Below are 25,882 nucleotides of genomic sequence, written 5' to 3'. Positions count from 1 at the left end.
GATGTCCCGTACAATCCTCGTCACGGGCGGGGCCGGATTCATAGGCAGCCACATCTGCAAGGCGCTGGCGCATTCCGGCTTCAAGCCCATTGCTTACGATAATCTCTCGACGGGTCACGCGGATTCAGTTCGCTGGGGTCCCTTCATTGAAGGCGACATTCTGGATCGTAGTCTCTTGAAGGCCACGCTCAAGGAGTTCTCGCCAGCCTTCGTCATCCATTGCGCCGCAAATGCCTATGTCGGCGAATCCGTTGAGGATCCGCGCAAATATTACCGCAACAATGTCGGCGGCAGTCTGGCGCTTCTGGATGCTTGTCTCGACCAGAATATCGGCGGGCTGGTATTTTCCTCCAGCTGCGCCACCTATGGCGTGCCGCCGCAATTACCGATCCGCGAGGAAACGGCGCAGATCCCGGTCAATCCCTACGGTCGTACGAAGCTGATTTTCGAAATGGCGCTCGATGATTACGCTGCCGCCTATGGCATGCGTTTCGTCGCTCTGCGCTACTTCAATGCGGCGGGTGCCGACCCGGATGGCGAACTTTACGAACGCCACGAGCCGGAAACCCATCTGATCCCCCGGGCACTGATGGCCGCCGCCTCGCGGCTGCCGCAACTTGACGTCTTCGGCCAGGACTACGACACCAGCGACGGCACCTGTATCCGCGACTACATCCATGTCAGCGATCTGGCTGACGCCCATGTGGCCGCCGTCAACTATCTTTCCGATGGCGGCGAGACCCTGCGTGTCAATCTCGGCTCCGGCCACGGCACATCGGTCGGGGATATCATCCGCGCGATCCATCGCGTCACGGGACAGGAAGTGCCGGTACATTTCGGCGCAAGGCGCGCCGGTGATCCGCCCGCCCTGTTCGCTGATATAGAAAGAGCGAGGGCGACCCTCGGCTTTGCGCCGAAGCGCTCCGATATAGACACCATCATCCGCACGGCTGGTCCCGGCTTCGGGTTGGAGGTGCTGTCATGAAAGCTCGCTCTACCCCTTCCGTACCATCATCGCGTCCCGTCGCGGGCCAATTGCCAATGCTGCCCGTCTTCACCGGCTGGAACCGCATGGCCTATCGTCTCGGCATTGGCGGTTGGCTGGTGACGCTTGCCTATTTCTGGATCTGGTGGCTGGACCGGGATCGGGTCATCGACTGGCCGTATTTTACGATCGTTACGGTAACACTCGCGTGGATCACGCTTCTGCCGTCCTATTTCATCTTCATCTTCCTGAACGCAAGGGTCGTCGACCGGCGCTCTCCTCTGCCGCAGGGCAGGGTGGCGATGGTTGTAACCAAGGCGCCGTCGGAGCCATTTACCGTAGTACAAAAGACGCTGCAGGCCATGCTGGAGCAGAAGGGCCTGGAATTTGACGTGTGGCTTGCGGATGAGGACCCGGATGCGCAAACGTTGAAATGGTGCGGCGCGCACGGTGTTTTCGTTTCGACCCGGAGGGGTGTCGTCGATTATCACCGCAAGACATGGCCTCGCCGCACCCGTTGCAAGGAAGGCAATCTCGCTTATTTCTACGATCATTACGGGTATGAGCGTTATGATTTCGTCGCGCAATTCGACGCCGATCACGTTCCGGAACCGGACTATCTGAGTGAAATCATCCGTCCTTTCGCCGATCCGGCGGTTGGATATGTCTCCGCACCAAGCATCTGCGATGCCAATGCAAAGGAGAGCTGGGCTGCGCGTGGCAGGCTTTATGCCGAGGCAAGCCTGCACGGCGCCCTGCAGCTGGGTTACAACAACAGCTGGGCGCCGCTTTGTATCGGCTCGCATTACGCCGTGCGCACCAAAGCCCTGCGTGAGGTGGGCGGTCTGGGACCCGAGCTTGCCGAGGACCATTCCACCACGCTTTTGATGAATGCGGGCGGCTGGCGCGGCGTCCATGCCGTCAACGCAATCGCGCATGGCGACGGGCCGGTGACTTTTACCGATCTCGTGGTGCAGGAATTCCAGTGGTCACGCAGTCTGATGACCATCCTCTTGCAATATTCGCGGCATTACGTGCCGAAGCTTCCCTTGCGGTTGAAATTCCAGTTCCTGTTTTCACAGCTCTGGTATCCCCTGTTTTCCGGCTTCATGGCACTGATGTTCGTGCTTCCCGCTTTTGCACTGTTGAGCGGCCAGGTACTCGTCAATGCCTCCTATCCAGTGTTTCTGGCGCATTTCCTGCCGATTTCGCTCATCATGATCGTGTTCGCCTTTTTCTGGCGGGCCACGGGGGCCTTTCGCCCGCATGATGCGAAACTCTTCGGGTGGGAAGCCATCGTGTTTCTGTTCCTGCGCTGGCCCTGGTCGTTGATGGGTGTGCTTGCGGCGATACGCGATACGATCCGTGGTGATTTCGTCGACTTTCGCATTACACCCAAGGGCACGCAGGCAAAACCGCCGCTGCCGCTGCGTGTAATCGCGCCTTACATGGTTCTGGCGGCACTAAGCCTTCTCGCAATGGTGCTGGCGCCGCGTGAAAACGCTGCGGAAGGTTTCTTCGTCTTCGCCGCGATCAATGTGGCGATCTACGCGGGCCTTTCGGTTTTTCTTCTCGTCCGACACACCATGGAAAACGGCTTGCCACGGCTGCCGGCATTGCGCGGTGGGGCGACGGTTGCCGCCTGTTCGTTACTGCTTGTGGCAGGTAGTGCCGCGGAACTCAGCTCCCATGCGATTGGTGGGCTGGAGGCCCTGTCGCACGGGCAACCCTATGTCAGCTTCACCGAAACGCGGTTCACCGTGGCCGGTGCTGGCGTGGAGGGAGCGAGATCGGTGCGTCTGAAACTGCGCATCGTACTGCCGGGAATGCCCGGAATTCGAAACATGCAGGCGGAGCCCATGGTGCCGCCACCGGTCATGACAACCGGAGAAATCATGCTGGCCGACAATAGGGTCGGACAATAGAAGGAGGAGGCTGTGATGAGAACAACAATAAGCAAATGCGGGTTCTCCGCTTTCGTACTCTGCCTTGCGGTGATCGCGCCAAGTGCCGTCCACGCCGCTGGCGGCACGAAGACGCCGAAACCGCTCCGGACCAGCGAAGTCGTAGATATGTATTACGACAAGACCTGGAAATGGGAGACTGGTGGCGGACGCTTCATCGCCGATGGCCGCAAGTTCATCGCCCTGACTGAAGAGAAAGGCAAGAAGGCCGTCGGTGAAGGCCGCTGGACCGTCGATGCCAAAGGTACGCTGTGCATGCGCGCTACCTGGAAAACCGATGCCGGAAACGGCAAGGCCGACACGTGTTTCGACCACGGTCGCATCGGTCAGGTGCTTTACCAGCGCAAGCAGGGCGGGCCCTGGTACGTCTTCCGGCATAATCCGCCACGGCCCGGAGATGAATTCCTGAAACTTGTCCGCAAGGACGACGTCACCCCGCAAATCGCCGCCTATGGCAAGGCGATGACTGCGACGAGGTAGGAGGAAAGTGTCATGCAAATAACAAGAAGAAGACTGCTCTTTGCAAGCGGGGCTGCTGTTGCTGCTTCAGCCAGCATGTACCCCATATTCAAACTGGATGCCCAAGGGGTCGCGCCCATGGGCTCCACGGGCATGAAGACGCTTGCCGACAAACGTCCGACATTGCACGCGGATGGTATACGCTTCGGCGCCTACGATCCGCACGGCGATTTCACCGGCCAGACCGGGGTGGCGACGGAACATCTGTTCCTGCCCTGGGAGGACGTGGATCTCGACAGCCTCGCGCTCGCAGACGCTTACGCTCTGGAGCGCAAGCGTAACGTGCTGATCACGGTCGAACCCTGGTCATGGGACGTCAACTGGCGGCTCACCTCCGACGAGTTGCGCCGCAAGGTGATGGGAGGCGATTACGACAAGAACATGCAGGCGATCGCCGCACGCATGTCCGCAATGAAGAGCCCGCTGATCCTGCGTTGGGGACAGGAAATGGAAGACACATCCGGCCGCTTCTCGTGGTCGGGTTGGAACCCGCAGGACTATATCACGGCCTACAAACGCATGGTGGACATGACCCGCAAGGCGGTCCCCGGCGTCAAGGTGATGTGGTCGCCGAAAGGTCTTGACGGTCTGCGCGCTTACTATCCTGGTGACAATTACGCGGACCTGGTCGGTCTCTCGGTCTTCGGTCTCGAGGACTATGACAAGATCGAATATGGCGGGCCGCAGAAGTTCACCGATCTCCTGCGCAAGGGCTATGGGCTTGTCGAAACCTTCAATAAACCGGTCTGGGTTGCTGAACTGGGTTATGAAGGCGGCGATTCCTACGTCCGTCCATGGATGAACGACGTGACGCTGAAACAGGCGGATTTTCCCAAGCTGGAAGAGGTCGTCTATTTCAACGACAAGGACGTGCATCCATGGCCGCACAATCTCGGCAAGCCCGACTGGCGCGTTGTGCGCCCGGCGCGGCTTAACTGAGGCTGGAGCGGGTAGAGCGGACGCCCGGCCCGCTCGCCCGCCCGGACTCTAATGGCTGGAGGCGAGTACTGCCTCAGCCTCATAGATGGCGCAGACGATGTGGTAGAAAGTGCTGGCCGGTGCCGGTTCGTCCAGCATCGGCTTGTCGGCCGGCCATTTGTCGAACCAAAGCCCTTTGACCGGTGTGTCGAGGAAAGGCTGCAGCGCGCCGATGGCCCTCAGGCCCGAGGCAAGATAACGCTGTCTTTCTTCACCAATGGTCACGCTGGCAAGGCGCAAGGCTGCCTTCAGCCATTCCGTCTGCGGCCAGAGCCGTGCCAGACCGTCATGTACCGAAAAATCATCGTACAAGCTCATGATCGCGACCTTGCGGCGTGGGCAGATGCCATGCGCTTCGCCGATCTCGAACATGCGCTTGGCCTTGGCGATTGCCTCGCCATTGTTGCGCAGGCTGCCCCAGCGCACCAGAAGCCAGGCCCATTCGAACTGGTGACCGGGCTCCATGATGCGGCCCTTCTCACCTTCAAACGGCATCCAGTCATGGCCGAAGAATTCGCGTAGCCCGCCATTGGTGCCATCGATGAAGCGGGTGAGTGCAAGGCCGGCGATCTCGTCGGCCAGCGCGGTCCATGGACCTTCGGGGTCCTGCACTTCCCAGGCAAGCATCGCCTCGAAAAGATGCATATGCGGATTGGAGCACAGCGGCGTGCGCGGCGGGTTCGCTTCCTCAAAGCCGGCGACGGGGTGTTTGTAGTCGCGATTGAGGACGGCGAGGATCTCGAGCGCCCGGGCACGCATCTCGTCCTTGCGGTCGGGAAGGGCTGCGGCCGTCTGTGCTGCGGCGAAAAGCGCGAAAGCCTGATTGTAGAGATCGAAGGACGGATCGATCAGCTTGCCGGTCTGGTCGGCGAGGTTGCCGTAAAGGCCGTTATCGAGGCGATAGACCTTTTCGAACCAGCTCAGCCCATGCAGCAACGCATCCTTCCACGGACCCTGCCAGCCGTTCTGGCCGGCGGCAGCGAAACAATAGGCCTGACGAGGCTGCACGCGGGCGCGGCGGTCATCAGAAAAAACCGGTTTCGCATCCTGGCCCAGGCGCTCGTAAAAACCGCCGTCCGGACGGGCGGAGCCAACCTCCCACCACAGCGGTAGCGCGTCCTCTTCAAGCCATTTCCGTAAGGTTCCGATCTCTTCGGCAAGCGCCTGCGAGATACTCGGAAATTGCACAGTCATGCGTCAACTCTCTGTTTTTACAGTTGAATGAAAAAAGTGATCAATAAAAATACGTCATTATAGACGCAAGTAGACCATGGGACATATTGCGCTGCAACCGTAAAAATATCGACCTCACGCCGAGCGAACCCGTACCAGCGCGATTTGGTTCCGTCGTCTCGTCCGGCAAAGAAGGGATCCGAAACGATTCGGAGGCCACAAAGCATCAGAAATTACAATATAAATTTGATATTGCTTATTCGCCTGCCTCCAGTATTTCGTAACAATGGTCTGGTCATTAGTGATTCGGTCTCCTTTTAACCTGTTAGGGCTTGGGGAAATAAAGGGGCACGGGGCAGTGAAATTTTCTGCCTTTACTTCATTGCTATTCTCTATTGCAGTTCTTTCGGGCTGCAATACTCCCTCGGGCGTCAGGTCGTTCGGGGGCGCAAAGATGTTGTCTGCGTCCGAAGCACTGGTTTTCCCACCGCCCGGCGGTCCGGAAATCGTCACCGTAGTCAATCGCACCTACTCCAATGCCGTGGCACAGCAGGTCGTATTGCGCGCCGAAGCCGCTACGCCCGGACAGAACTACATTAAGGCCGAGTTCTTCGGTCCGCAGCAAGCCGGCGACACTGATCGCGATGCTTTGACTTTCTCCGGCTTTAAGGCATCCTCCGTCGCGCGGGAAATCCGCTCGGAGTTTCCGGGTGAGAACATCGTCATGTCGGCGAATTATCTGCAGAACGGTTACGGCGCCTTTTCTTATGCGGCCGGCAAGGGCCGAGGCAGCGATACCTGCCTTTATGGCTGGCAGGACATCCGCTCACCCGAAAGCATGCGGCAGGATTTCCGCAACCTGGGGCGTATCAAGGTGCGACTGCGCCTCTGCCAGTCGGCGGCAAGCGTCGAGCAGCTTCTGACGGTCATGTATAATTACACGATCACCGGCACCTATGCCTCGCAAAGCTGGAACCCCTATGGCACGCCGCAGGCGGTGGATCAGAACCTTGGGCGGCCGGGCCATCCGGTCTATCCCATGAAGACCAATGAGGTGCCGATGCGGCCCGGCAGTGAAGTGACTGCGAGCATACCATTGCAACCCGTGCGCCGTGCTGCCGTACCCGTCACGCCTGTTCAGCCAACGGCGCAGCCCCTACCGCCGGTTGCGGCAGTCAGTATTCCGTCACCCGCATCCGTTGGCGCGCCCGCCCAGCCCGCAAGGCCTGCTGTAGTCGGCAGGCGCGCGGCCAGCGTGCAGGTGGAGAGCCAGCAGCCGACGCAGGTTCCGCAGGTGGCCATTCCGTCGCCCACATGTTTGTCCGGTTCGGCAGCGCCTCCGGGATGCAGGTGATGGCTGGAGCAACAGCAGAAGAGGGCATTGCAAAAGATCCCGGTAAAAATTCCGGGCGGGGAAGAGAGCGGAAAGTTTCGGGATGAACAAGGCCATCACAATCATTGTCTGGTTTCTTGTGTCGCTTTGCGTTCTGGCCATCGTCACGATGCCGGTCAGCCTGCAGACGCACCTGGTCGCCACGGCGATCTCGCTTGTCCTTCTCGCAACAATAAAGAGTTTCAACGGGCAGGGAGCCTGGCGGCTCGTGGCGCTTGGTTTCGGCACGGCCATCGTGCTTCGTTATGTCTATTGGCGCACCACGAGCACGCTGCCGCCCGTCAACCAGCTCGAAAACTTCATTCCCGGCTTTCTGCTTTATCTCGCGGAAATGTATAGCGTCGTGATGCTGGGTCTCAGCCTCGTCATCGTGTCGATGCCGCTGCCTTCCCGCAAGACCCGGCCTGGCTCGCCCGATTACCGGCCGACGGTCGATGTTTTCGTGCCGAGTTACAACGAGGACGCGGAGCTTCTCGCCAATACGCTGGCGGCGGCCAAGAACATGGATTACCCGGCCGACAAGTTCACCGTCTGGCTGTTGGACGACGGCGGCTCGGTGCAGAAGCGCAATGCCAGCAATATCGTCGAGGCGCAGGCGGCACAGCGCCGCCATGAGGAGTTGAAGAAGCTTTGCGAGGACCTCGACGTGCGTTATCTGACGCGCGAGCGCAACGTCCACGCCAAGGCCGGAAATCTCAATAACGGCCTCGCCCACTCGACCGGCGAACTGGTGACGGTGTTTGACGCCGACCATGCGCCGGCGCGCGATTTCCTTCTGGAAACGGTGGGCTATTTCGAGGAAGACCCCCGGCTCTTCCTGGTGCAGACGCCGCACTTCTTCGTCAATCCCGATCCGATCGAGCGCAATCTGCGCACCTTCGAGACGATGCCGAGCGAAAACGAGATGTTTTACGGCATCATCCAGCGCGGTCTCGACAAGTGGAATGGCGCGTTTTTCTGTGGTTCCGCCGCCGTGCTGCGGCGCGAGGCACTGCTGGATACGGAAGGGTTCAGCGGCGTCAGCATCACCGAGGACTGCGAAACGGCGCTCGCGCTGCATTCGCGCGGCTGGAACAGCGTCTATGTCGACAAGCCCCTGATCGCCGGGCTGCAACCGGCCACCTTCGCAAGCTTCATCGGCCAGCGCAGCCGCTGGGCGCAGGGCATGATGCAGATTCTGATCTTTCGCCAGCCTCTGTTCCGCCGTGGTCTCTCCTTCACGCAGCGTCTTTGCTACATGTCGTCGACGCTGTTCTGGCTTTTCCCGTTCCCGCGCACGATCTTCCTGTTTGCGCCGTTGTTCTACCTGTTCTTCGATCTTCAGATTTTCGTGGCTTCCGGCGGCGAGTTTTTGGCTTATACGGCCGCGTATATGCTCGTGAACCTGATGATGCAGAACTATCTCTATGGCAGCTTCCGCTGGCCGTGGATTTCTGAACTCTACGAATATGTGCAGACGGTCCACCTTCTGCCAGCCGTCGTGTCTGTGATCTTCAATCCGGGCAAGCCGACCTTCAAGGTGACGGCGAAGGACGAATCCATCGCCGAGGCGCGGCTTTCGGAAATCAGCCGCCCGTTCTTCGTCATTTTCGCACTTTTGCTGGTTGCGATGGCCTTTGCCATCTGGCGCATCTATGCGGAGCCGTACAAGGCGGACGTAACACTCGTCGTCGGCGGCTGGAACCTGCTCAACCTTATCTTCGCGGGCTGTGCGCTTGGCGTCGTCTCCGAGCGCGGCGAAAAATCGGCGTCGCGGCGCATCACCGTCAAGCGGCGCTGCGAGGTCAAGCTTGAGGGTAGTGACGCATGGGTGCCGGCCTCCATTGACAACGTGTCGGTGCATGGCCTGCTGATCAATCTTTTCGACAGCATCACCGCTATCGAAAAGAACACGACAGCGATCATTAGGGTGAAGCCGCATAGCGAGGGCGTGCCGGAAACCATGACCATCAATGTGGTCCGCACGGTCCGGAGCGACGGTTTCATTTCCATAGGCTGCACATTCTCGCCGCAGCGCGCCATCGATCATCGCCTGATCGCCGACCTGATCTTCGCCAATTCCGAGCAATGGAGCGAGTTCCAGCGCGTGCGCCGCAAGAACCCCGGCCTCATCAGAGGCACGGCGATCTTTCTGGCGATATCGCTGTTCCAGACGCAGCGCGGCCTGTTTTATCTGGCCAAGGCGCTCCGGCCCGCCTCCAAAACCGTCAAACCTGCCGGAGTTGTAAAATGACCGGCGGTAAAACGATCAGGAGTTCACTGACAGCACTGATGTTGGGTGTCGTCGCAACCGGTGCGATGGCGCAGTCCTCACCCTTCGACATGTCGCCGGAGAAGCCTGCACAGACAGCCCCGGCACCCGTGCCGCCGCCGACACTTCCCCCCGCTGTACCGCGCCAGCCGCAGCCAGCCCAGCAATCGACCCAGCCTGCAGTGGGCCAGCCTCCTGTGGTAATGCAGCCCGCACCTGCGCCGCAACCGCCGCTGCGGCCGCTGACGCCACCCGTATCCATGCCGCCGCAGGGTCAGGCGAGACCCGCACCCGTTCAGGCATCGTCACCCGCGGCGGATAGCCGTCGCCGGTATATCTTGCCGTACGAAAAGCTCAGCCTTTCCGGCGAAATGGATCGGCGGAAGTGGAGCATTTATCTGACGCCCGAGCAGGTGAATGCCGCCGTTTCGCTGAATATCGGTTATCAGAACGCCATCGTGGTCGCGCCGGAAGACTCGAATTTCCAGGTCAGCCTCAACAATGTTCCGCTGGAGACGGCGCGCATTGAAGCGCCCGACGGTGAGGGCAATGTTTCCTTGAAAATTCCACCCGGTGTCCTGCAGGTGGGCGCGAATGTCGTGACGCTTGGCGTGCAGCAACGCCACAGAACCGATTGCACGATCCAGTCCACTTATGATCTGTGGACCGATGTTAATCCGGCAAATACCTATATCGGCTTTAACGCCGATGTCGCGGGCAACTTCACCAATATTGACGATATCCAGGCAACCGGTCCTGACGCCAAGGCTGCAACGTCGATCGAGATCGTTGCACCTGCGCTCGGCAATCCGGCATTTGCAGATTCGCTGCTGCGCCTTTCGCAGGCTCTGGCGCTCCGAACCCAGATGCCGAACCAGACGATCCGTTTCGTGGCAGCACCCTCCGCCGAACGCAAGGCGGGAACGCTTGTGGTTCTTGTCGGCACCGCACGCGAGATTGCCGGCTTCACCGGCGCGGTGCCGCCCGAGGCGTCGGCGGGTGCTTTTGCCGGCTTCGATACCACTGCACCGGGTGGCCTCTCGCCACTCTTCGTCAGCGGTCCCACCCCGCAGGCGGTACAGGCGGCGATTGAGACGCTGTTTTCCTCGATCTCGCGCACGCCCGGTGCCCAGAGAACGACCTTTTCCACCCGCAGCTGGCATGCGCCGGATGTGCCGCTCGTCATGTCGGACCGTCGCATCGCGCTTTCCGAGCTTGGGCTTGAGAGCAGCGAATTTGGTGGACGGCGTTTCCGCAACGAATTCTACGTCGGCATGCCCGCAGATTTTTATGCGTCGGCCTATGGCGAGGCGGCCATGCTGCTCGATGCCGCCTATTCCTCGCAGGTGCTGCCCGGTAGCCATATAGACATCTACGTCAATGACGAGATCGCCTCGACCGTGCCGATCTCCAACAATGGTGGCGGCATTTTCCGGCATCTGCCCATCAATGTGACGATGCGCCACTTCAAGCCTGGCCCGAACAAGATCACCATCGAGGCCGTGTTGATGACGGCGCAGGATCAGGTCTGCGCGCCGGGAGCGCCGGCCAGCACGACCCCGCGTTTTGCCCTGTTCGACACATCGGAAATCCATATTCCTGATTACGCGCAGATCGGTCGCAAACCGGATCTCGCCGCGATGTCCGGTGCCGGGCAGCCCTACAGGTTTGCCGCAAATCCCGTCGCGCTGTCGCTTGATCGTTTCGATACCGACACCATGTCGGCGGCGGCGACATTGGTCAGCCGGCTGGCAAGCGCTGCGGGATATCCGATCAATGTCGAGACCGTGGCCTCTCCGCTGGTGATCGGGGACCGTGACGCCCTGTTCGTCGGGACGATTTCGCAATTCCCGCAATCGCTGATCAGCCAGTTCAATCTTGTCCCTTCCAGCCAGATATCCTGGAAAATGGGAACGGGCGTTCAGCCGCCTGCGCAGAACAGCGAAACCCTCTTTAATGACTGGCGAGAGCGGGTGGACGGCGGCATCTGGCAAGGCCAGGTTTCCTCCTTTGAGGAGTGGATGAAGCGGAATTTCGATCTGAGTTCCGATACGCTGCGTTTCCTGCCGGCGGCCGAGCAGCCCTATGCGCCGCCCGGCAATGTCTCCTTCATGCTGGTGCAGGGTCTAAGCCCTTCCGGCGAAGGGGTCTGGACGCTGGCTACCGCCCCGACGTCGGCGGAGCTTCGTGACGGCATGTCTTCGATGGTGCGTGAAAACCATTGGCGCGACGTCACCGGGCGGGTCGCAGCTTACGATGCCGGTGCAGAAAAGATCGAAACGGTCGAGGTGGGGCAGCCGTATTTCTACGTCACGCGGGCGTTTTCCCTCTCGAACTGGAGGCTGATCGCTGCTAATTGGCTGTCTTCCAATGTTCTTTCCTATTCGCTGGCATTCATCGGGTTCGTGTCGCTCCTGGGCTTTGCCACCTTCGCGATGCTGCGTATGATGGGGCGACACCGATGAGGCGTGGGATTTTTAGACTTGCCGGCATTTTCTGCGTGTCGCTGATGGCGTTGATCTCAAGCATCTCGATTGCCCGCGCCGCATCTGTCTCGCCTGAGGCCTGGTCGGCTTATAAAAGTGCGTTTCTCGATCCCGGCGGGCGCATCATCGATACCGGTAACGGCAATATCAGCCATAGCGAAGGCCAGGGTTACGGCATGTGGCTTGCCGTTCTTTCAGAGAACATTGCCGACTTCGAGCTGATATGGAGTTTTACCCGCACGGAACTCCTGGTGCGCGACGACGGTCTCTCAGCGTGGAAATGGGATCCGCGCACCAGACCGCATGTGACTGACATCAACAATGCCACGGATGGCGATATTCTGATTGCCTACGCGCTGGCGCTGGCTGCCGCGCAGTGGAACCGGCAGGACTATGCCGAGGCATCGGCGGCCATCGCATCGGCCGTCCTCAAGAAAACTGTCGTTCAGCGCGGCGGGCGAACGCTGCTTTTGCCCGCCGCCAGCGGCTTTGGCGAGGTTGACCGGGGCGACGGCCCGGTGGTCAATCCTTCCTACCTGATTTTCGAAGCATTTCCGGTCCTCAATCTCGTCGCACCATCGCCACTCTGGAAGGCGCTCGCCGACGACGGCGTGGCGCAGATCGGTACGTTTGCTTTCAGCGACAGGAAACTGCCAGCCGACTGGGTGTCGATGAAGACGAAACCGCAACCGGCATCGGCGTTTCCGCCCGAGTTTGGTTACAATGCAGTGCGGATTCCGCTTTATCTTGCAAGGGCGAAAATGGGCTCGCCGGAGCTGCTTGACCGCCTGAAAAACGGCATGACGCTGGAAAGCGGTGCTGCGGGAACCTTCGATCTCAAGAGCGGCGCGGTCAAGGACGTTCTGTCGGATCCCGGTTATCGCATCATTCCGGCGCTCGCGGCCTGCGCCGGCGGCGGCCCGGCTGTGCCTGCCGAACTGAAAGGCTTTCAGCCAACGCTTTATTATCCTTCTACATTGCATCTTCTGGCATTGTCGTTTCTGGCAAGGAATAACGGGGAGTGCCGATGAACAAACCGCTGTCCACCTCGGCTCTCATCCTGCTTCTGATTGCGCTCGCCGCCTTCCACTGGCGCGACACCATTCTCGGACGTGTATCGGACATTCATACTTCGGCGGTTGGCGACAACCGTGCGGCGCAGCGCGTTTCTCCAGCGGCAGCCAATCCGGCCCAGATCAACGCGTTCCTTAAAAATCGCGAGATGGCGCAGCTAACCCAACCCGTGACGCCAGCGGTAACGGTGCCGGCGACTGATCCGCAACCGCCGGTTACGCAGACGCAGACGGGTGGACAGATATCGCAGCCCCAAATGGCGCAGGCGCCCGCACCCCGCCAGACCCAGCCGGCGTCATCAGACATGCCCGAGGTCGATCTCAGCGCGCTGCGCTATTTCGCGGCCAAGGGCGATACCCAGCGGCTTCAGGCTGAAATCGCGAGGCTGCGCACGCTCTATCCGAACTGGACACCGCCTGCCGATCCGCTCGCCATTCCCGTTAACGGCGATCCCCGGCTCGATGCCATGTGGCAGCTTTATAGCGACGGCCGTTACGCCGAGGTCAGAAAGGCGATCGCCGACCGCCAGCAGGCGGAACCCGGCTGGCAGCCTCCCGACAATCTGACCGGCATGCTTTCCCTCGCCGAGGCTCGCCAGCGGCTCGTCAACGCTTCCGATCTCAAGCAATATTCGACAGTGGTGGACGCGGCCGCCAGCAATCCCGGCCTGCTGACCTGTAGCGAGGTGGATGTCCTGTGGCGGGTTGCCGATGCGTTTGCCAATACCGACCGCATGGGACGGGCGCGCGACGCCTATCTCTACATTCTCAACAATTGCACGACGCCAAGCGACAGGCTCGCCACGGTGCAGAAGGCGTCCGCGCTTTTGCCGGCGGAGATGATCGGCGATTTGCTTGCCAAGGAAAAGCCCAACGCAGACGGTCAGCTGGAATTCGAACCGGTCAAGAACGATCTCGCCCGCCAGTTCGTGGCCAAGGCAGGGGAGAAGGAGGGAATTTCCGTTCCTTCCGCCTATCTGATGCGGCTTGAAAGGCTTGCCGAGACCGACAAGCTTGCAAGCGATGCCTTGTTGCTCGGCTGGTATAATATCCGCCAGAAGAACATGGCGGAGGCGGAAAAGTGGTTTCGCAAAGCGCGGGAAGAGGAAGACAGCGCGTCTGCATCGCAGGGGTTGGCGCTGGCGCTGATCGACCGCAACGAGCCACGTGAAGCTGAGGAGGTCATGTATAAGTGGCGCACCGCTTCGGACGACGGGCTTGCGACCTATCTTGCCGCGACAGCCAATCTTCTGGCGCTTGAGCCGCCTGTGGTCCTGCCGCCGGATGTGCTGCAGCGCATCGCCGCTGAAACAATAACTCGCAAGGATGCGGCGACCGCGCAGCAGTTCGGCTGGTATTCGCTTGCTTTCCGGCAGACGCCGCTCGCCTTGCAATGGTTCAGCACAGCACTTGGCTGGAAAGCCGATGACGAACCGTCGGCCTATGGCATGGCAGTCAGCTATCACGATCTGCGCAATCTTGCCGGTCTGCGCAGCATACAACAGCAATGGGCAAGCCGCTCGCAACGCATCGCTGATGTGGGAACGGCACGTATGGTGGACCAGTCCGCGCAGCAGATAGCGCCCGTCACCGCACCGCCTGTCGCCACAGCTTCCCAGACAACGGCACCCGCGCCCTATGCGCCGCAGCCTGAGACAGTGGTGGCTTATAGCCAGCCGTCTGTCCAGCAGCCGGCTCCGGAACCTTCGCGCAAGCAGGCGCGTCTGCCAGCGCAGACGCAGAGGACCGTAAGTGCCTCGTCACGTCCACGCTCCTGCGCGGTCTATCCCGATCCCCAGCGCCTGCCCGCACAGCAGGCGCTTGATCTCGGCTGGTGCCTGATGGAGACCAACCGGCCGGCGGAAGCCCTGAAGGCTTTCGAATCCGCCATTGCCGGCGGCCAGTCGACTGTTAAAAGCGATGCGGCCTATGGCCAGAGCCTTGCCTATCTGCGCATGGGGCTGACGGACCATGCCGCTGTCTCGGCGACGAAATCGCGCATGGACCGTCCGCGCGCGACTGAGTTGCAGGTTTCAATCCTGGCCGACAGGGCGGTTTCCGCCTTCCAGTCTAAACGTTATGCGGAAACGCTTCTCCTGCTTGATCAGCGGGCGCGGCTTGCCGATGAGCGTACCGATCTCATGGTATTGCGCGGTTATTCCTATCTTGCCATGAACCGCTACGCCGATGCTGCGCAGATTTTCGAAAGTCTGACGTCCATTGGCGACAAGGAGGGCATCAGGGGACTGGCAGCGGTCCGTGCCGCCCGGCCGAGCAGAGGGCCCCAGGGCGGATGATGGCTTTGGGCGGCAACGGGCTGCCGCTGCTCACCCCGCGTCGGTAAGGTTGCGGATGATGCGCATGAAGATGCGTGCGCCGATATCGATCAGCCCATCCGGAAAGTCGTAATCGGGATTGTGCAGGTTGGGATAGTCCTTGCCTGCGCCCAAAAAGAACATGGCCGATGACGAGACGGCGCGGAACCTTCCGAAATCCTCGGACGCCCGCATAGGCAAACCTTCCGACCCGTGGGAAATTTTCTCCGCAGTCAGCGCCCGCAGGATATGGTCGACGGCTTCCGGCGCATTTTCGCAATGCAGGAAAATATCGTCATAGGCGATATCGAGTGTCAGTTTCTGTTCTTCGGCCACCTTTTTTGCCAGCGCTTCCGCATCTGCGCAGAGTTTTTCCATTCGGTCGTCTGTCAGCGTCCGGAGCGTCGCCCAGATTTCCGCGTCTGCCGGAGAAATGCCGAAGGCCGCTTCACCCATCACGGCATGGGTGATTGTCACCATCGAAAAATCGGGTTGCGGTGGAAAGCCGGAGCCGAGATCGTTCAAAGCCGGCATCAACTCAGATATCGCCCGCATCGGCGAGACGCCATGCTCCGGTGAGGAAGCGTGCGCGGTCTTGCCGGAGAAGCGGATTTTGATGCCGCGTGATGCGCAGTTGACCGGCCCTTCCACCACGCTGACATGGCCGAATGGCAGGCCTGGAAGATTGTGAAGAGAAAAGGAATAATCCGGCTTCATCTCGCCAAAGCGCGGATCGGCGATGACGGCGGCCGCGCCCGCACCTGTCTCTTCTGCCGGTTGGTAGAGCAGTACGACGCTGCCGGTTTCCGGGCGATTTCTGGAAAGTCCGAGTGCAAGCGCCGTCAGAATGGTGGAATGACCGTCATGGCCGCAAAGATGGCCTTTACCGTCTGTGCCGGAGCTGTATGCGGCGTCGGTTTTTTCCTGAATGGGCAGAGCGTCGAGTTCCGAGCGGATGAGGACTACCGGACCGCTTTTGCCGCTGTCATAGACCGCTGCCACGCCATGACCACCCAGATCGGTGAACATCCGATCCGGTTTTGCCTGCTCGAGGAAATCGCGAATACGCCGCGCTGTTTCCTTCTCCTCGCCGGAAATTTCCGGATGGCGGTGCAGATCATGGCGCAGCTCGATGAGGTCGAGCATATCCTTGTTGGTCAGAAACATAAAAAACCCTTGCAAGTCGTCCGGCCGATTTTTTCTGCCGCAACTTACAGGTCATTACGTTCAATGCAAAACCTTTGGCGGACGCCAGCGCTTGCCCGTCGATTTTGGCCTGGCGCTCAGCGTGATGACATCGGCAGGCAGCGGAATCCTGGCCTTTCCCAGTTCCAGCCGGGCAAGGGCTGCGCGCGCCTTTTCGGCATATTCCAGATGCGTAGCGTCGTCAGAATGGTAATGCTGCAATCTGTCGAGGATTTCGGCGCCTTCCATCGTTCTTTCGGCCGCAATCAGCGCCACGGCGCATTTGTAGAGCGCCTCGCGGTGGAAGGGGGCGCGATTGGTCACCTGACGGAATGCTTCGGACGCCTCATGATATTGCCGTTGCGCCAACCGCGCTTCGCCTATGCGCATCCACAGCAGAACCGGGTCCTGACCGCTGCCGAGGAGACCGAGGAAAGCGATTTCCGCTTCGCGGAATTCACCGCGGTCGAAGGTCAGATTGGCCAGCCCGAATTGTGCGCCAAGGTGATCGGGCGCGGCTGCCAGTACCTGGGAAAAGGCGATGTTGGCGGCCGCCTTCTTGCCCGTCTTGTAAAGTTTGAGGCCCTCTTCGTAGACGAAGCGTATGCTGCGCGGGTGGAGCTTGCCGCCGAGATTGTCGCCTGAGCGGGTGCGGAACAGCGTGCAGCTGAGCTTGTGCTCCTCCGGGCCGAAGAAATATTTGTACGGCTCGTTGCCTCGCAGGAAATCATAAGTCTTGAAACCCTGTTCGATCGCCCTGCGGATGCAGTGTCCGTGCAGCACGAGGCCGGGTGAGGGGGTCTTCCAGTTCTCGTCACGACCGGTAATGTAGAACAATACCGATTTTTTCTGCCGGTCGATGATATTGGCAAGCGCGCCGAGCGGCTGGTCGCCGAACCACAGGACCGGTACTTCCAGATCGCCGCGTATATACACATCCATCAGCATTTGCCGTGTTGCGCCGATCAACAGTTCGGTGCGCTCCTTGCCCTTGTGCGGCGCCCAGCGGATGCGCCAGAAATCGAACAGGATGCCCATGTCCCGCTTGATTGTTTCTTTCGTTGCGAAGGTGATGCGGTATTCGTCACCGCCTTCCACCTTCCTCATGAAGCGCCGGAGCTTTTGCCGGGACTGGCTGCTCATATGGCTGTCGAGATAGGAGTCGAACGTGTCCGGCAGGGCCACGACCGGGCAGATGCAATTGTTGATGTTATAGGGGTTGGTCGGCATGTTGTCGCGAAACATGACGAGCGGCCCCTGAAGCGCGCGGATCATCGCGTCGCGCCGCTCCGGTGGGCCGGAAAGATAGTCAAGCTTGAGTTCGGTCCAGTTCTGCTGCCGAATATAGGAACAGAAACCGGCAACCGCGTTATTTTCATATTCCGGCAGAGTGATGAAGCCGGTGTAATCCGCCGCGGCATTGCCAGCCATGACTATGCTGTCGTGGAAGCGGCCGGTTTTCTTGTCTGGTTCGGTGACGATGCGCAGCGGAAAAAATGCCACATAGGGCGAGCCTTCGGGACGTTCCCTGAGCGCCAGGATGAACCAGCGCTTGCGGCGCGGCATGTAATCCCGCAGCCAGCCCCAGGACAGGAAGTGTCGGGAATGGGGATCGGCCATGAACACCGTTTCCCAGTTTTGCCGGATAGCCTCGAAGCCTGCGTCGGTGTCGATGATGTCGATACGCATTCGTCCCCCTCCCAATACGGATCACAGATTCGGGAGATTGCATTTTATGAGCAAATGGCCGGCTTCAAATATTCCCTTCGGGTGAAAGGCCTATATCAAATGGGATTAGCCCGTAACGCGGCAACCATTCGTGCACCGCGACAAAATAGCCCTTGTCAGCGGGTCGCAGCACTCTAACATGCGGGCTGAATGCGCGGCCGGCTCAACGGTTCGCATGGCAAAGGAGTTCTTTCATGGCTGTTCCTTTTATGCTTTTGACTGGTGCGAGCCGCGGAATAGGGCATGCCACCGTCAAGCTTTTTCAGGAAAAAGGCTGGAGAATCCTGACCGTATCGCGACAACCCTTTTCGGAGGAATGCCGCTGGCCATCTGCGCGCGAAAGCCATATCCAGGCCGATCTGGAGGACCTGTCCCGCATCGACGATCTGGCCGACGAGGTGCGCTCGCGCCTGCCGGAAGGAAAGCTGGCCGCACTCGTCAACAATGCCGGAATCTCGCCGAAGGGCGAAGGCGGTAGCCGCCTTGGCGTTGCCGACACAACGGCGGAGATCTGGACGCGGGTGCTCAACGTCAATCTCGTCTCGACGGCGCTTCTTGCCCGTGCGCTTTTGCCGGAACTGGAGGCGGCAAAAGGCTGCATCGTCAACGTTACCTCCATTGTGGGCTCGCGGGTGCACCCTTTCGCGGGCGTCGCCTATGCCGCATCGAAGGCGGGACTTGCGGCTCTGACACGGGAGCTGGCGCATGAATTCGGCCCGCGCGGCGTGCGCGCCAATGCCATAGCGCCCGGCGAAATCAACACCGCCATACTTTCACCCGGAACCGCTGAACTCGTGGAGGCGCAGGTCCCGCTCGGGCGGCTCGGCACCACGGCGGAGGTGGCGCAGACCATCTATTTCCTCTGCTCGGAGCAGTCGAGCTACATCAACGGCGCAGAAATTCTCATCAATGGCGGCCAGCACGTCTGACGCTTCAGCCCATCCAACCGAAACGGAGCCTTTATCCCATGACCATTCTGCCGAATTCCGTCGAGGCACGCGATATCGCCTACCAGATGCATCCAAACGTCAATCTGCGTAAATTCGAAAAGACCGGTGGTCTGGTCATCGAAAGTGGTGAAGGCATCTATGTGACCGACAGCAGCGGCAAGCGTTATATCGAGGCGATGGCAGGGCTTTGGTCTGTGGCGCTTGGCTTCGGTGAACAGCGACTGGTGGACGCTGCGACGAAGCAGATGCAGAAGCTGCCCTATTACCACACCTTCTCCTACAAGACGCACGGCCCGTCGGTCGACCTTGCCGAGTTGCTGATCGAACTTGCACCAGTGCCGATGTCGAAGGTTCATTTCACGTCTTCGGGATCGGAGGCGAACGATCTCGTTGCCAAGATGGTGTGGTATCGCTCCAATGCGCTGGGCAAAAAGGACAAGAAGAAGATCATTGGCCGCATCAAGGGTTATCATGGCGTGACAATTGCCTCTGCCTCGATTACCGGCCTGCCGCGCAACCATGAAAGCTTCGACCTGCCGCTGGACCGCATGCTGCATACGGCCTGCCCCTCCTATGTGCACTTCGGCAAGCAAGGTGAAAGCGAGGCGGATTTTACCGCGCGTATTCTGAAGGAACTCGAAGATCTGATCCTCAGCGAAGGCCCGGAAACCGTCGCCGCCTTCTGGGGTGAGCCGGTGATGGGTGCCGGCGGGGTTCTTCTGCCGCCTGAAGGTTATTGGGAAGGTGTGCAGGCGATCCTGAAGAAATACGACATTCTGCTTGTCGTGGACGAGGTCATCTGCGGGTTCGGCCGCACCGGCAAGATGTTTGCCTGCGAGACCTACAGCATCAAGCCGGATGTGCTTGTTGTTTCCAAGCAGATATCCTCATCCTACATGCCGCTGTCGGCGATCATCATGAATGACGGTTTCTACCAGCCGATCGCAGACGAATCCGACCGGATCGGCTCCTTCGGTCATGGTTATACCGCCTCCGGCCACCCGGTCGCGACGGCCGTCGGTCTCGAAAACCTGAAGATCATTCAGGAGCGCGATCTGGTCGGCAATGTCGCGAGGCTGGAACGCAAGTTCCTCGATCATCTGAAAGCGCTTTCCGACCATCCGCTGGTGCATTCCTCGCGCGGCGTCGGTCTTCTTGGCGCGCTGGAGATAAAGCCGTGGGAAGGTACGAAGCCGGGCGATGCGACGCTCGCCATTGCCGCCGGCATTGAGGATGAGGGCGTTATCACTCGCCCGATCGGCGAATCGATCTGCTTCTGCCCACCGCTGATCATCACGGCCGAGCAGCTTGATGAGCTGTTCGCCGGCGTTAAGCGGGGACTGGACAAGGTTGCGGCCGCACGCGCCTGATGACTTTGCGAATGTCCCGGCCGGTTCGTCCGGCCGGGCACCGCTGTCAGCTTGCCTTATCCCCGGTATGCCACAAGCACCGCGCCGCAGGCGATTAGCACCACACCCAGCCAGTTGGGCAGCGACAGCCGTTCCCCCAGAAACAGAACCGCGAAGACGGCGACGAACACGACACTGAGCTTGTCGATGGGGGCGACGCGGGCGGCATCGCCGATTTTCAGCGCCCGGAAGTAACATATCCAAGATGCGCCGGTCGCCAGCCCCGAAAGCACGAGAAAGGTCCAGGTACGCGCCGAAATGGTGGAGGGCTGCTGCCAGTTGCCGGTAACATAAACCATCAGGCCAGCGGCGGCGAGAATGACGATGGTGCGTATGAAGGTGGCGAAATCGGAATTGACGTTTTCGATGCCGATTTTCGCAAAAATCGCAGTCAATGCCGCAAAGGCCGCCGATAGCAGCGCCCAGAATTGCCAGGCCAGAAACAGGTTCTTCATAAGGGCCTACTCCGTTTTTCGCATTCGTTCTCGCTCGATCTGGCCTATAACATCCGCACGGCGATAAAAACCGTTTTCGACGGTTGGAAGGGCTTCAAACGATGAAAGGCCGGAGCATCGATCTGATGCGCCGGCCTTCATGCGAGAGCCTGCCCGGACAAACCGGGACAGGCTGGACCTTGGGAGGTCGTGTTATTCGGCGGGCTGAACCGCACCCGGAAGCGAATCCACATCGGCGATGCCGGTGAATTCTTCCTTGCCGCTGAGAACGCGGGCGAGCTGCTCGTGATCCAGTTCACCTTCCCAGCGGGCAACAACGATGGTGGCGACCGCATTGCCGACGAAGTTGGTGAGTGCGCGGCATTCCGACATGAAGCGGTCGATGCCGAGGATGAGTGCCATGCCGGCAACCGGAACCGACGGCACGACGGAGAGCGTTGCGGCCAACGTGATGAAGCCAGCGCCTGTGATGCCGGCAGCACCCTTGGAGGAGAGCATGGCCACGAGCAGCAGAAGGATCTGTTCGCCGAAGGAGAGGTGGATGCCGGTCGCCTGTGCGATGAACAGGGCAGCCAGCGTCATGTAGATGTTTGTGCCGTCGAGGTTGAAGGAATAACCGGTGGGGATGACGAGACCGACGACGGAGCGCTTGCAGCCCGCCTTTTCCATCTTGCTCATCAGGCCCGGCAGGGCGGCTTCAGAAGACGAGGTGCCGAGAACCAGCAGCAGTTCTTCCTTGATGTAGCGGATAAGCGCGACGATCGAGAAGCCGTTGTAGCGGCAGACAGCGCCGAGGACCACGAACACGAACAGTGCTGATGTGACGTAGAAGGTGCCGATCAGCATCGCGAGGTTGGTGACGGACGAGATGCCGTATTTGCCGATGGTGAATGCCATGGCGCCGAAGGCACCGATGGGGGCGGCCTTCATCAGTATCGCGACCAGCTTGAAGATCGGATACATCATGGCATGCATGAAATCGGTGACGGGCTTGCCCTTTTCGCCGACGATACCGAGCGCGATGCCGAACAGCACGGAGAAGAACAGCACCTGCAGGATATCACCGCTGGCAAATGCGCCGACGATGGTGGTCGGGATGATGTTCATCAGGAAGCCGGTGATGGTCTGCTCATGGGCCTTGTCGGCGTAGGTCGCGACGGCCTTGGCATCCAGCGTGGCCGGATCGATATTCATGCCGGCACCCGGCTGCACAGTGTTGGCGACGATGAGGCCGACAATGAGCGCGAGGGTGGAGAACACGAGGAAGTAGATCATGGCCTTGCCGGCCACGCGTCCAACCTTCTTCATGTCGTTCATGCCGGCGATGCCGGTTGCGACAGTGAGGAAGATGACGGGAGCGATGATCATCTTGACGAGACGGATAAAGCCGTCGCCGAGCGGCTTCAGCTGTTCGCCAAAGGCCGGATAGAAATGGCCAAGTGCGATACCGGCGATAATGGCGACCAGAACCTGGAAATACAGGTGCTTGTAGAATGGCTGCTTGGCGTGGCCTGCCGCCACGGTTGTTGTATCGATCATGTTTTTTCCTCCTCGGCCTCACCCTGCCTTAATTGGCCTCCCGGGATCGCCGTGTCGTTGACGGCTTCGCGCCGATTGAGGAGTCATGTGCAATACGCATGCCAGACTTGCTTATTTGGTGTAACTGGCTGATTTAAAAAGTACTTTTTATTGACGCCGTATCAGCTCGCCGGCGTATGTGCGGATATCCGGACAAAACCTCTTGCGGTCTGTGTGTAAATCCGCACAATTGTCACATGACCCAAGAAGATCAGGCCTCTCATTCCCAGGCACGACGGCGCGCTCAATGGCTGGCGTTGGCGGGCTTGTGGCTGCTCGTCAGCCTGGGAGTTCTGTTGGTTGCCGATGACTTTGCGCGAAACCAGGCAATACGCACCGCCGCGTCCGAGGCCTCCACCGATGCCGAACTCAAGATCGCGCTACTGAATGTTGCGCTGGAGCGGCCGCGCGCCATTCCGCTGGTTCTGTCCGGCGACCCCGACCTTGCGATTGCGCTGGATGGCGGTGGCGCGCCTGCCATTGACCGGCTGAACCGCAAGCTGGAGGGGCTGATCGAAGGCACGCAGTCCTCTGTCATCTATGTGACCGGACCGACCGGCTTGACAATTGCCTCCAGTAACTGGCGACAGGCCGACAGCTTCGTCGGCTCCAATTATGCCTTCCGCGAGTATTTTCAGGCGGCGATGAATACCGGCATGTCCGAACATTATGCGCTTGGCAATGTCAGCCGCCGGCCGGGCCTTTATATCTCGCGCCGCATCGATGCCGCAGACGGTCGGCCGCTCGGCGTCGTCATCGCCAAGGTGGAGTTCAACCGTCTGGAGGCGGATTGGAACATCGGCGGCAAACCGGTCTATGTGGTTGACAGGAACGGCGTCGTGCTGATGACGAGCGTGCCGGATTGGCGCTTCAAGACCGTAGCGCCGATTGACGAGGCGCGACGCAAAGCCATTTCCGAAAGCCTGCAATTCGGTAACGAGGCGCTTACAACGCTGCCGTTCCGGATGGCGCGACTCTCGAGCGACGGCGTTCCGCTTATCCGTGTCGATGACCCGGCAAGTGAGCGCGGCGATTATCTGCGGTTGGAAACGCCGGTGCCGACGACCTCATGGACCCTGCATTATCTGCAACCGGTGGCACCGGCGCTGAACGCCGCCATTCGCGAGGGCAGGGTGGTGGCGCTGGCAACGCTGATGCCGCTGATGGCGCTTTCGGCTCTGTGGCTGTGGCGCAGGCACAAGGCGCTGAGGGAAAAGGAAGAGGAGCAGCGCGCCCGCACCGAGCTGGAAATGAAGGTGCAGGAGCGCACCCGTGATCTGACAAGGACCCGCGACCATCTTCAGGCGGAAATTGCCCTGCACGAAAAGACGACAGGTGAATTGCGCAACGTGCAGCACGAGCTGGTGCAGGCCAACCGTCTCTCCATTCTAGGGCAGGTGGCGGCGGGCGTTGCCCACGAAATCAACCAGCCGGTAGCGACGATCCGCGCCTTTGCCGACAATGCCCGCACCCTGCTGAAACGCGACCGCATGGCGGAGGCCAACGAAAATCTCGAAAACATCGCGGCATTGACCGATCGCATCGGCACGATTACCGGCGACCTGAAGATATTGGCGCGCAAGGGCCGCACCGCTGCCGAACCGGTCAGTCTCAAGCTGGTCATCGAAGGCGCGGTGATGCTGTTGCGCAGTCGTTTTTCCGGACAGATGGATGCACTTGATATCGTGTTGCCGGATCAGGACCTGAAGGTGCTTGGCAGCCGCATCCGGCTCGAGCAAATTCTCATCAACCTTCTGCAAAACGCACTGGAAGCCACTGAAGCGATTGATGCGGCGCGTGTCGAGGTGCGGGTGCGCGAGGAAGGGGACATGGTCTTGCTTTCGGTCAGCGACAATGGGACCGGCATTCCCGAAGCGATCCGCGCCCAGCTTTTTTCGCCCTTTAATACATCTAAGGAAAGCGGCCTAGGCCTTGGTCTCGTCATCTCCAACGATATCGCCTCCGACTATGGCGGGCGGATTGAGGTAACGAGCAGCGAGGCAGGCACGTCTTTTTCCGTATATCTGAAGCGAGCATAACATGATGGCAGGTGGAACCATATTTCTGGTGGATGACGACTCCCAGCTGCGCAAGGCGATGGTGCAGACGTTGGAACTCGACGGATTGCCCGTTACCTCCTTTTCCCGCGCCGAACAGGCACTTGCGGCGCTCAACGAGGATTTCGACGGCGTCGTCATCACCGATGTGCGCATGCCCGGCATGACCGGGCTTGAGTTCTTCGACCATGTCCGCAAGATCGATGCCGATCTGCCGGTTATCCTCATCACCGGCCACGGTGATGTGCCGATGGCGGTCGATGCCCTTCACAACGGCGCCTATGATTTCATCGCCAAACCATTCCCCGCCGAACGCATGGTTGAAAGCGCCCGCCGCGCGCTGGAAAAGCGCCGCCTCGTGCTGGAAAACCGCGCGCTTCGCCGGGCGAGTGCTCAAGCCGAGGACGATTTACCTCTGATTGGCCAGACGCCCGCCATGGAACGCCTGCGCACCACGCTCCGGCACATTGCTGATACGGATGTAGACGTGCTGGTGGCAGGTGAGACGGGCAGCGGCAAGGAAGTGGTGGCAACGGCGCTGCATCGCTGGAGCAAGAAGCGATCCAGGGGCAATTTTGTGGCACTGAATTGCGGGGCGCTGCCGGAAACGGTGATCGAAAGCGAGCTTTTCGGCCATGAGCCGGGTGCTTTCACCGGTGCGCAGAAAAAACGCGTTGGTCGCATCGAACATTCAAGCGGCGGCACGCTGTTTCTCGACGAGATCGAAAGTATGCCGCTTGCCGTACAGGTGAAGATGTTGCGCGTTCTGGAAATGCGCGAGGTCTCGCCACTCGGTTCAAATGAGGAGCGACCGGTCGATATTCGCGTGGTGGCGGCGGCGAAGGTGGATCTCGGCGACCCGGCCGAGCGTGGCACGTTTCGCGAGGACCTATATTACCGGCTGAATGTGGTGACGCTGTCGATACCGCCGCTGCGCGAGCGCAAGGCGGATATTCCGCTGCTGTTTTCGCACTTCGTCACCAAGGCCGCCAACCGGTTCAACATGCCGGTACCGCAGATCAGCGCCGGCGTTTCCCGCCGCCTTAACGACTACGACTGGCCGGGCAATGTGCGCGAACTCGGGCATTTCGCTGAAAGGGTAGTATTGGGGCTGGAGATGGATGCGGCCACCACGACTGTTTCGCAATCGAGCATTCCGGCTTCCGGCACCCTGCCGGAGCGAATGGATGAAATAGAAGCGCAGATCATTCGCGAAACGCTTGTGCAATCTAATGGCGACGTGGCCGAAACCATTGCGATACTCGGCATTGCCCGCAAGACCTTTTACGACAAGCTGCAACGTCACGGCATCAACCGGGCGGATTATGTGAAAAACGGCGCTGCTTGAGGTGCCGCAGGATCTGGGGTGACACTTAATGAAAA

The 25,882-nt window shown here is 60.0% G+C and carries 18 protein-coding genes; 13 read left to right on the top strand and 5 right to left on the bottom strand.

From position 1 onward, the window contains the following. Position 1 precedes the first annotated feature (1 nt). The 4 genes from galE to J5276_RS17090 are packed head-to-tail and all read left to right on the top strand — an operon-like array spanning position 2 to position 4,407. On the top strand, positions 2-985 hold the full coding sequence (gene galE / locus J5276_RS17105; protein WP_013761570.1) for a UDP-glucose 4-epimerase GalE: 984 nt from the start codon (positions 2-4) through the stop codon (positions 983-985). Beyond that, positions 982-2,910: a glycosyltransferase family 2 protein gene (locus J5276_RS17100; protein WP_025595678.1), complete on the top strand. Its 1,929-nt coding sequence runs from the start codon at positions 982-984 to the stop codon at positions 2,908-2,910. The genes galE and J5276_RS17100 overlap by 4 nt, the downstream gene beginning before the upstream one ends. Positions 2,911-2,925: 15 nt before the next feature. Continuing rightward, positions 2,926-3,429 carry a DUF995 domain-containing protein gene (locus J5276_RS17095; protein ID WP_003510879.1) on the top strand — a complete coding sequence of 168 codons (504 nt, stop codon included), beginning with the start codon at positions 2,926-2,928 and terminating at the stop codon, positions 3,427-3,429. Between the two features lie 12 nt (positions 3,430-3,441). Then, the gene (locus J5276_RS17090) at positions 3,442-4,407 is read left to right on the top strand and encodes a glycoside hydrolase family 26 protein (protein WP_003510877.1); all 966 of its coding nucleotides are present in this window, start codon (positions 3,442-3,444) and stop codon (positions 4,405-4,407) included. A 48-nt stretch (positions 4,408-4,455) separates the two neighbouring features. Here J5276_RS17090 and J5276_RS17085 read toward each other — a convergent pair whose 3' ends face one another. Continuing rightward, on the bottom strand, positions 4,456-5,640 hold the full coding sequence (locus J5276_RS17085) for an AGE family epimerase/isomerase (protein WP_035199453.1): 1,185 nt from the start codon (positions 5,638-5,640) through the stop codon (positions 4,456-4,458). A gap of 433 nt (positions 5,641-6,073) precedes the next feature. On the opposite strand from J5276_RS17085, the gene bcsN reads away from it, so the two are divergent. The 5 genes from bcsN to J5276_RS17060 all read left to right on the top strand — a co-directional run bounded on the left by bcsN (position 6,074) and on the right by J5276_RS17060 (position 15,119). After that, complete coding sequence (bcsN, locus tag J5276_RS17080) at positions 6,074-6,973, top strand: cellulose biosynthesis protein BcsN (RefSeq protein ID WP_035199452.1); 900 nt, start codon at positions 6,074-6,076, stop codon at positions 6,971-6,973. 82 nt (positions 6,974-7,055) lie between these two features. Further along, positions 7,056-9,245, top strand: a complete 2,190-nt coding sequence (gene bcsA, locus J5276_RS17075) for a UDP-forming cellulose synthase catalytic subunit (RefSeq protein WP_065703076.1) — start codon at positions 7,056-7,058, stop codon at positions 9,243-9,245. Beyond that, positions 9,242-11,728 carry a cellulose biosynthesis cyclic di-GMP-binding regulatory protein BcsB gene (locus J5276_RS17070; RefSeq protein WP_065703074.1) on the top strand — a complete coding sequence of 829 codons (2,487 nt, stop codon included), beginning with the start codon at positions 9,242-9,244 and terminating at the stop codon, positions 11,726-11,728. The genes bcsA and J5276_RS17070 overlap by 4 nt, the downstream gene beginning before the upstream one ends. Next, the gene (locus J5276_RS17065; RefSeq protein WP_013761566.1) at positions 11,725-12,780 is read left to right on the top strand and encodes a glycosyl hydrolase family 8; all 1,056 of its coding nucleotides are present in this window, start codon (positions 11,725-11,727) and stop codon (positions 12,778-12,780) included. The genes J5276_RS17070 and J5276_RS17065 overlap by 4 nt, the downstream gene beginning before the upstream one ends. After that, positions 12,777-15,119: a cellulose synthesis protein gene (locus tag J5276_RS17060; RefSeq protein ID WP_013761565.1), complete on the top strand. Its 2,343-nt coding sequence runs from the start codon at positions 12,777-12,779 to the stop codon at positions 15,117-15,119. The genes J5276_RS17065 and J5276_RS17060 overlap by 4 nt, the downstream gene beginning before the upstream one ends. 30 nt (positions 15,120-15,149) lie before the next feature. On the opposite strand, the gene J5276_RS17055 is transcribed toward J5276_RS17060, so the two are convergent. Together J5276_RS17055 and J5276_RS17050 are read right to left on the bottom strand one after the other, a co-directional pair. Then, positions 15,150-16,304: an amidohydrolase gene (locus tag J5276_RS17055; RefSeq protein ID WP_065703072.1), complete on the bottom strand. Its 1,155-nt coding sequence runs from the start codon at positions 16,302-16,304 to the stop codon at positions 15,150-15,152. 60 nt (positions 16,305-16,364) lie between these two features. Beyond that, positions 16,365-18,011 (bottom strand): GNAT family N-acetyltransferase, encoded by a 1,647-nt coding sequence (locus J5276_RS17050; protein ID WP_065703070.1) that lies wholly within the window; start codon positions 18,009-18,011, stop codon positions 16,365-16,367. 233 nt (positions 18,012-18,244) lie between these two features. Between J5276_RS17050 and J5276_RS17045 the strand changes: the two genes are divergently transcribed. After that, entirely contained in the window at positions 18,245-18,979 is a 735-nt protein-coding gene (locus J5276_RS17045) for an SDR family NAD(P)-dependent oxidoreductase (RefSeq protein ID WP_003510849.1), read from the top strand. A gap of 38 nt (positions 18,980-19,017) precedes the next feature. Next, the gene (locus tag J5276_RS17040) at positions 19,018-20,370 is read left to right on the top strand and encodes an aspartate aminotransferase family protein (RefSeq protein WP_065703068.1); all 1,353 of its coding nucleotides are present in this window, start codon (positions 19,018-19,020) and stop codon (positions 20,368-20,370) included. Positions 20,371-20,426: 56 nt separating this feature from the next. Here J5276_RS17040 and J5276_RS17035 read toward each other — a convergent pair whose 3' ends face one another. Continuing rightward, positions 20,427-20,864: an EamA family transporter gene (locus tag J5276_RS17035; protein WP_019564660.1), complete on the bottom strand. Its 438-nt coding sequence runs from the start codon at positions 20,862-20,864 to the stop codon at positions 20,427-20,429. Positions 20,865-21,056: 192 nt separating this feature from the next. Next, positions 21,057-22,403 carry a dicarboxylate/amino acid:cation symporter gene (locus tag J5276_RS17030; RefSeq protein WP_209159627.1) on the bottom strand — a complete coding sequence of 449 codons (1,347 nt, stop codon included), beginning with the start codon at positions 22,401-22,403 and terminating at the stop codon, positions 21,057-21,059. 236 nt (positions 22,404-22,639) lie between these two features. On the opposite strand from J5276_RS17030, the gene J5276_RS17025 reads away from it, so the two are divergent. Then, on the top strand, positions 22,640-24,481 hold the full coding sequence (locus J5276_RS17025; RefSeq protein WP_065703066.1) for a sensor histidine kinase: 1,842 nt from the start codon (positions 22,640-22,642) through the stop codon (positions 24,479-24,481). A 1-nt stretch (position 24,482) separates the two neighbouring features. After that, positions 24,483-25,847 (top strand): sigma-54 dependent transcriptional regulator, encoded by a 1,365-nt coding sequence (locus J5276_RS17020; RefSeq protein WP_019564658.1) that lies wholly within the window; start codon positions 24,483-24,485, stop codon positions 25,845-25,847. The last annotated feature ends 35 nt before the right edge of the window (positions 25,848-25,882 follow it).

Source organism: Agrobacterium sp. S7/73, assembly GCF_019355535.1.
Lineage (GTDB): Bacteria > Pseudomonadota > Alphaproteobacteria > Rhizobiales > Rhizobiaceae > Agrobacterium > Agrobacterium tumefaciens.
The sequence above is the reverse complement of the archived record's forward strand: the minus strand, read 5'-3'. Positions and strand labels throughout refer to the sequence as shown.

Coding starts and splice junctions, on each gene's coding strand:
- J5276_RS17090 (WP_003510877.1), top strand. CDS start 3,442: ATGCAAATAACAAGAAGAAGACTGCTCTTTGCAAGCGGGGCTGCTGTT.
- J5276_RS17095 (WP_003510879.1), top strand. CDS start 2,926: ATGAGAACAACAATAAGCAAATGCGGGTTCTCCGCTTTCGTACTCTGC.
- J5276_RS17030 (WP_209159627.1), bottom strand. CDS start 22,403: ATGATCGATACAACAACCGTGGCGGCAGGCCACGCCAAGCAGCCATTC.
- J5276_RS17020 (WP_019564658.1), top strand. CDS start 24,483: ATGATGGCAGGTGGAACCATATTTCTGGTGGATGACGACTCCCAGCTG.
- J5276_RS17035 (WP_019564660.1), bottom strand. CDS start 20,864: ATGAAGAACCTGTTTCTGGCCTGGCAATTCTGGGCGCTGCTATCGGCG.
- J5276_RS17045 (WP_003510849.1), top strand. CDS start 18,245: ATGGCTGTTCCTTTTATGCTTTTGACTGGTGCGAGCCGCGGAATAGGG.
- J5276_RS17060 (WP_013761565.1), top strand. CDS start 12,777: ATGAACAAACCGCTGTCCACCTCGGCTCTCATCCTGCTTCTGATTGCG.
- J5276_RS17025 (WP_065703066.1), top strand. CDS start 22,640: ATGACCCAAGAAGATCAGGCCTCTCATTCCCAGGCACGACGGCGCGCT.
- J5276_RS17100 (WP_025595678.1), top strand. CDS start 982: ATGAAAGCTCGCTCTACCCCTTCCGTACCATCATCGCGTCCCGTCGCG.
- galE (WP_013761570.1), top strand. CDS start 2: ATGTCCCGTACAATCCTCGTCACGGGCGGGGCCGGATTCATAGGCAGC.
- bcsN (WP_035199452.1), top strand. CDS start 6,074: ATGTTGTCTGCGTCCGAAGCACTGGTTTTCCCACCGCCCGGCGGTCCG.
- J5276_RS17050 (WP_065703070.1), bottom strand. CDS start 18,011: ATGCGTATCGACATCATCGACACCGACGCAGGCTTCGAGGCTATCCGG.
- J5276_RS17070 (WP_065703074.1), top strand. CDS start 9,242: ATGACCGGCGGTAAAACGATCAGGAGTTCACTGACAGCACTGATGTTG.
- J5276_RS17055 (WP_065703072.1), bottom strand. CDS start 16,304: ATGTTTCTGACCAACAAGGATATGCTCGACCTCATCGAGCTGCGCCAT.
- J5276_RS17085 (WP_035199453.1), bottom strand. CDS start 5,640: ATGACTGTGCAATTTCCGAGTATCTCGCAGGCGCTTGCCGAAGAGATC.
- bcsA (WP_065703076.1), top strand. CDS start 7,056: ATGAACAAGGCCATCACAATCATTGTCTGGTTTCTTGTGTCGCTTTGC.
- J5276_RS17065 (WP_013761566.1), top strand. CDS start 11,725: ATGAGGCGTGGGATTTTTAGACTTGCCGGCATTTTCTGCGTGTCGCTG.
- J5276_RS17040 (WP_065703068.1), top strand. CDS start 19,018: ATGACCATTCTGCCGAATTCCGTCGAGGCACGCGATATCGCCTACCAG.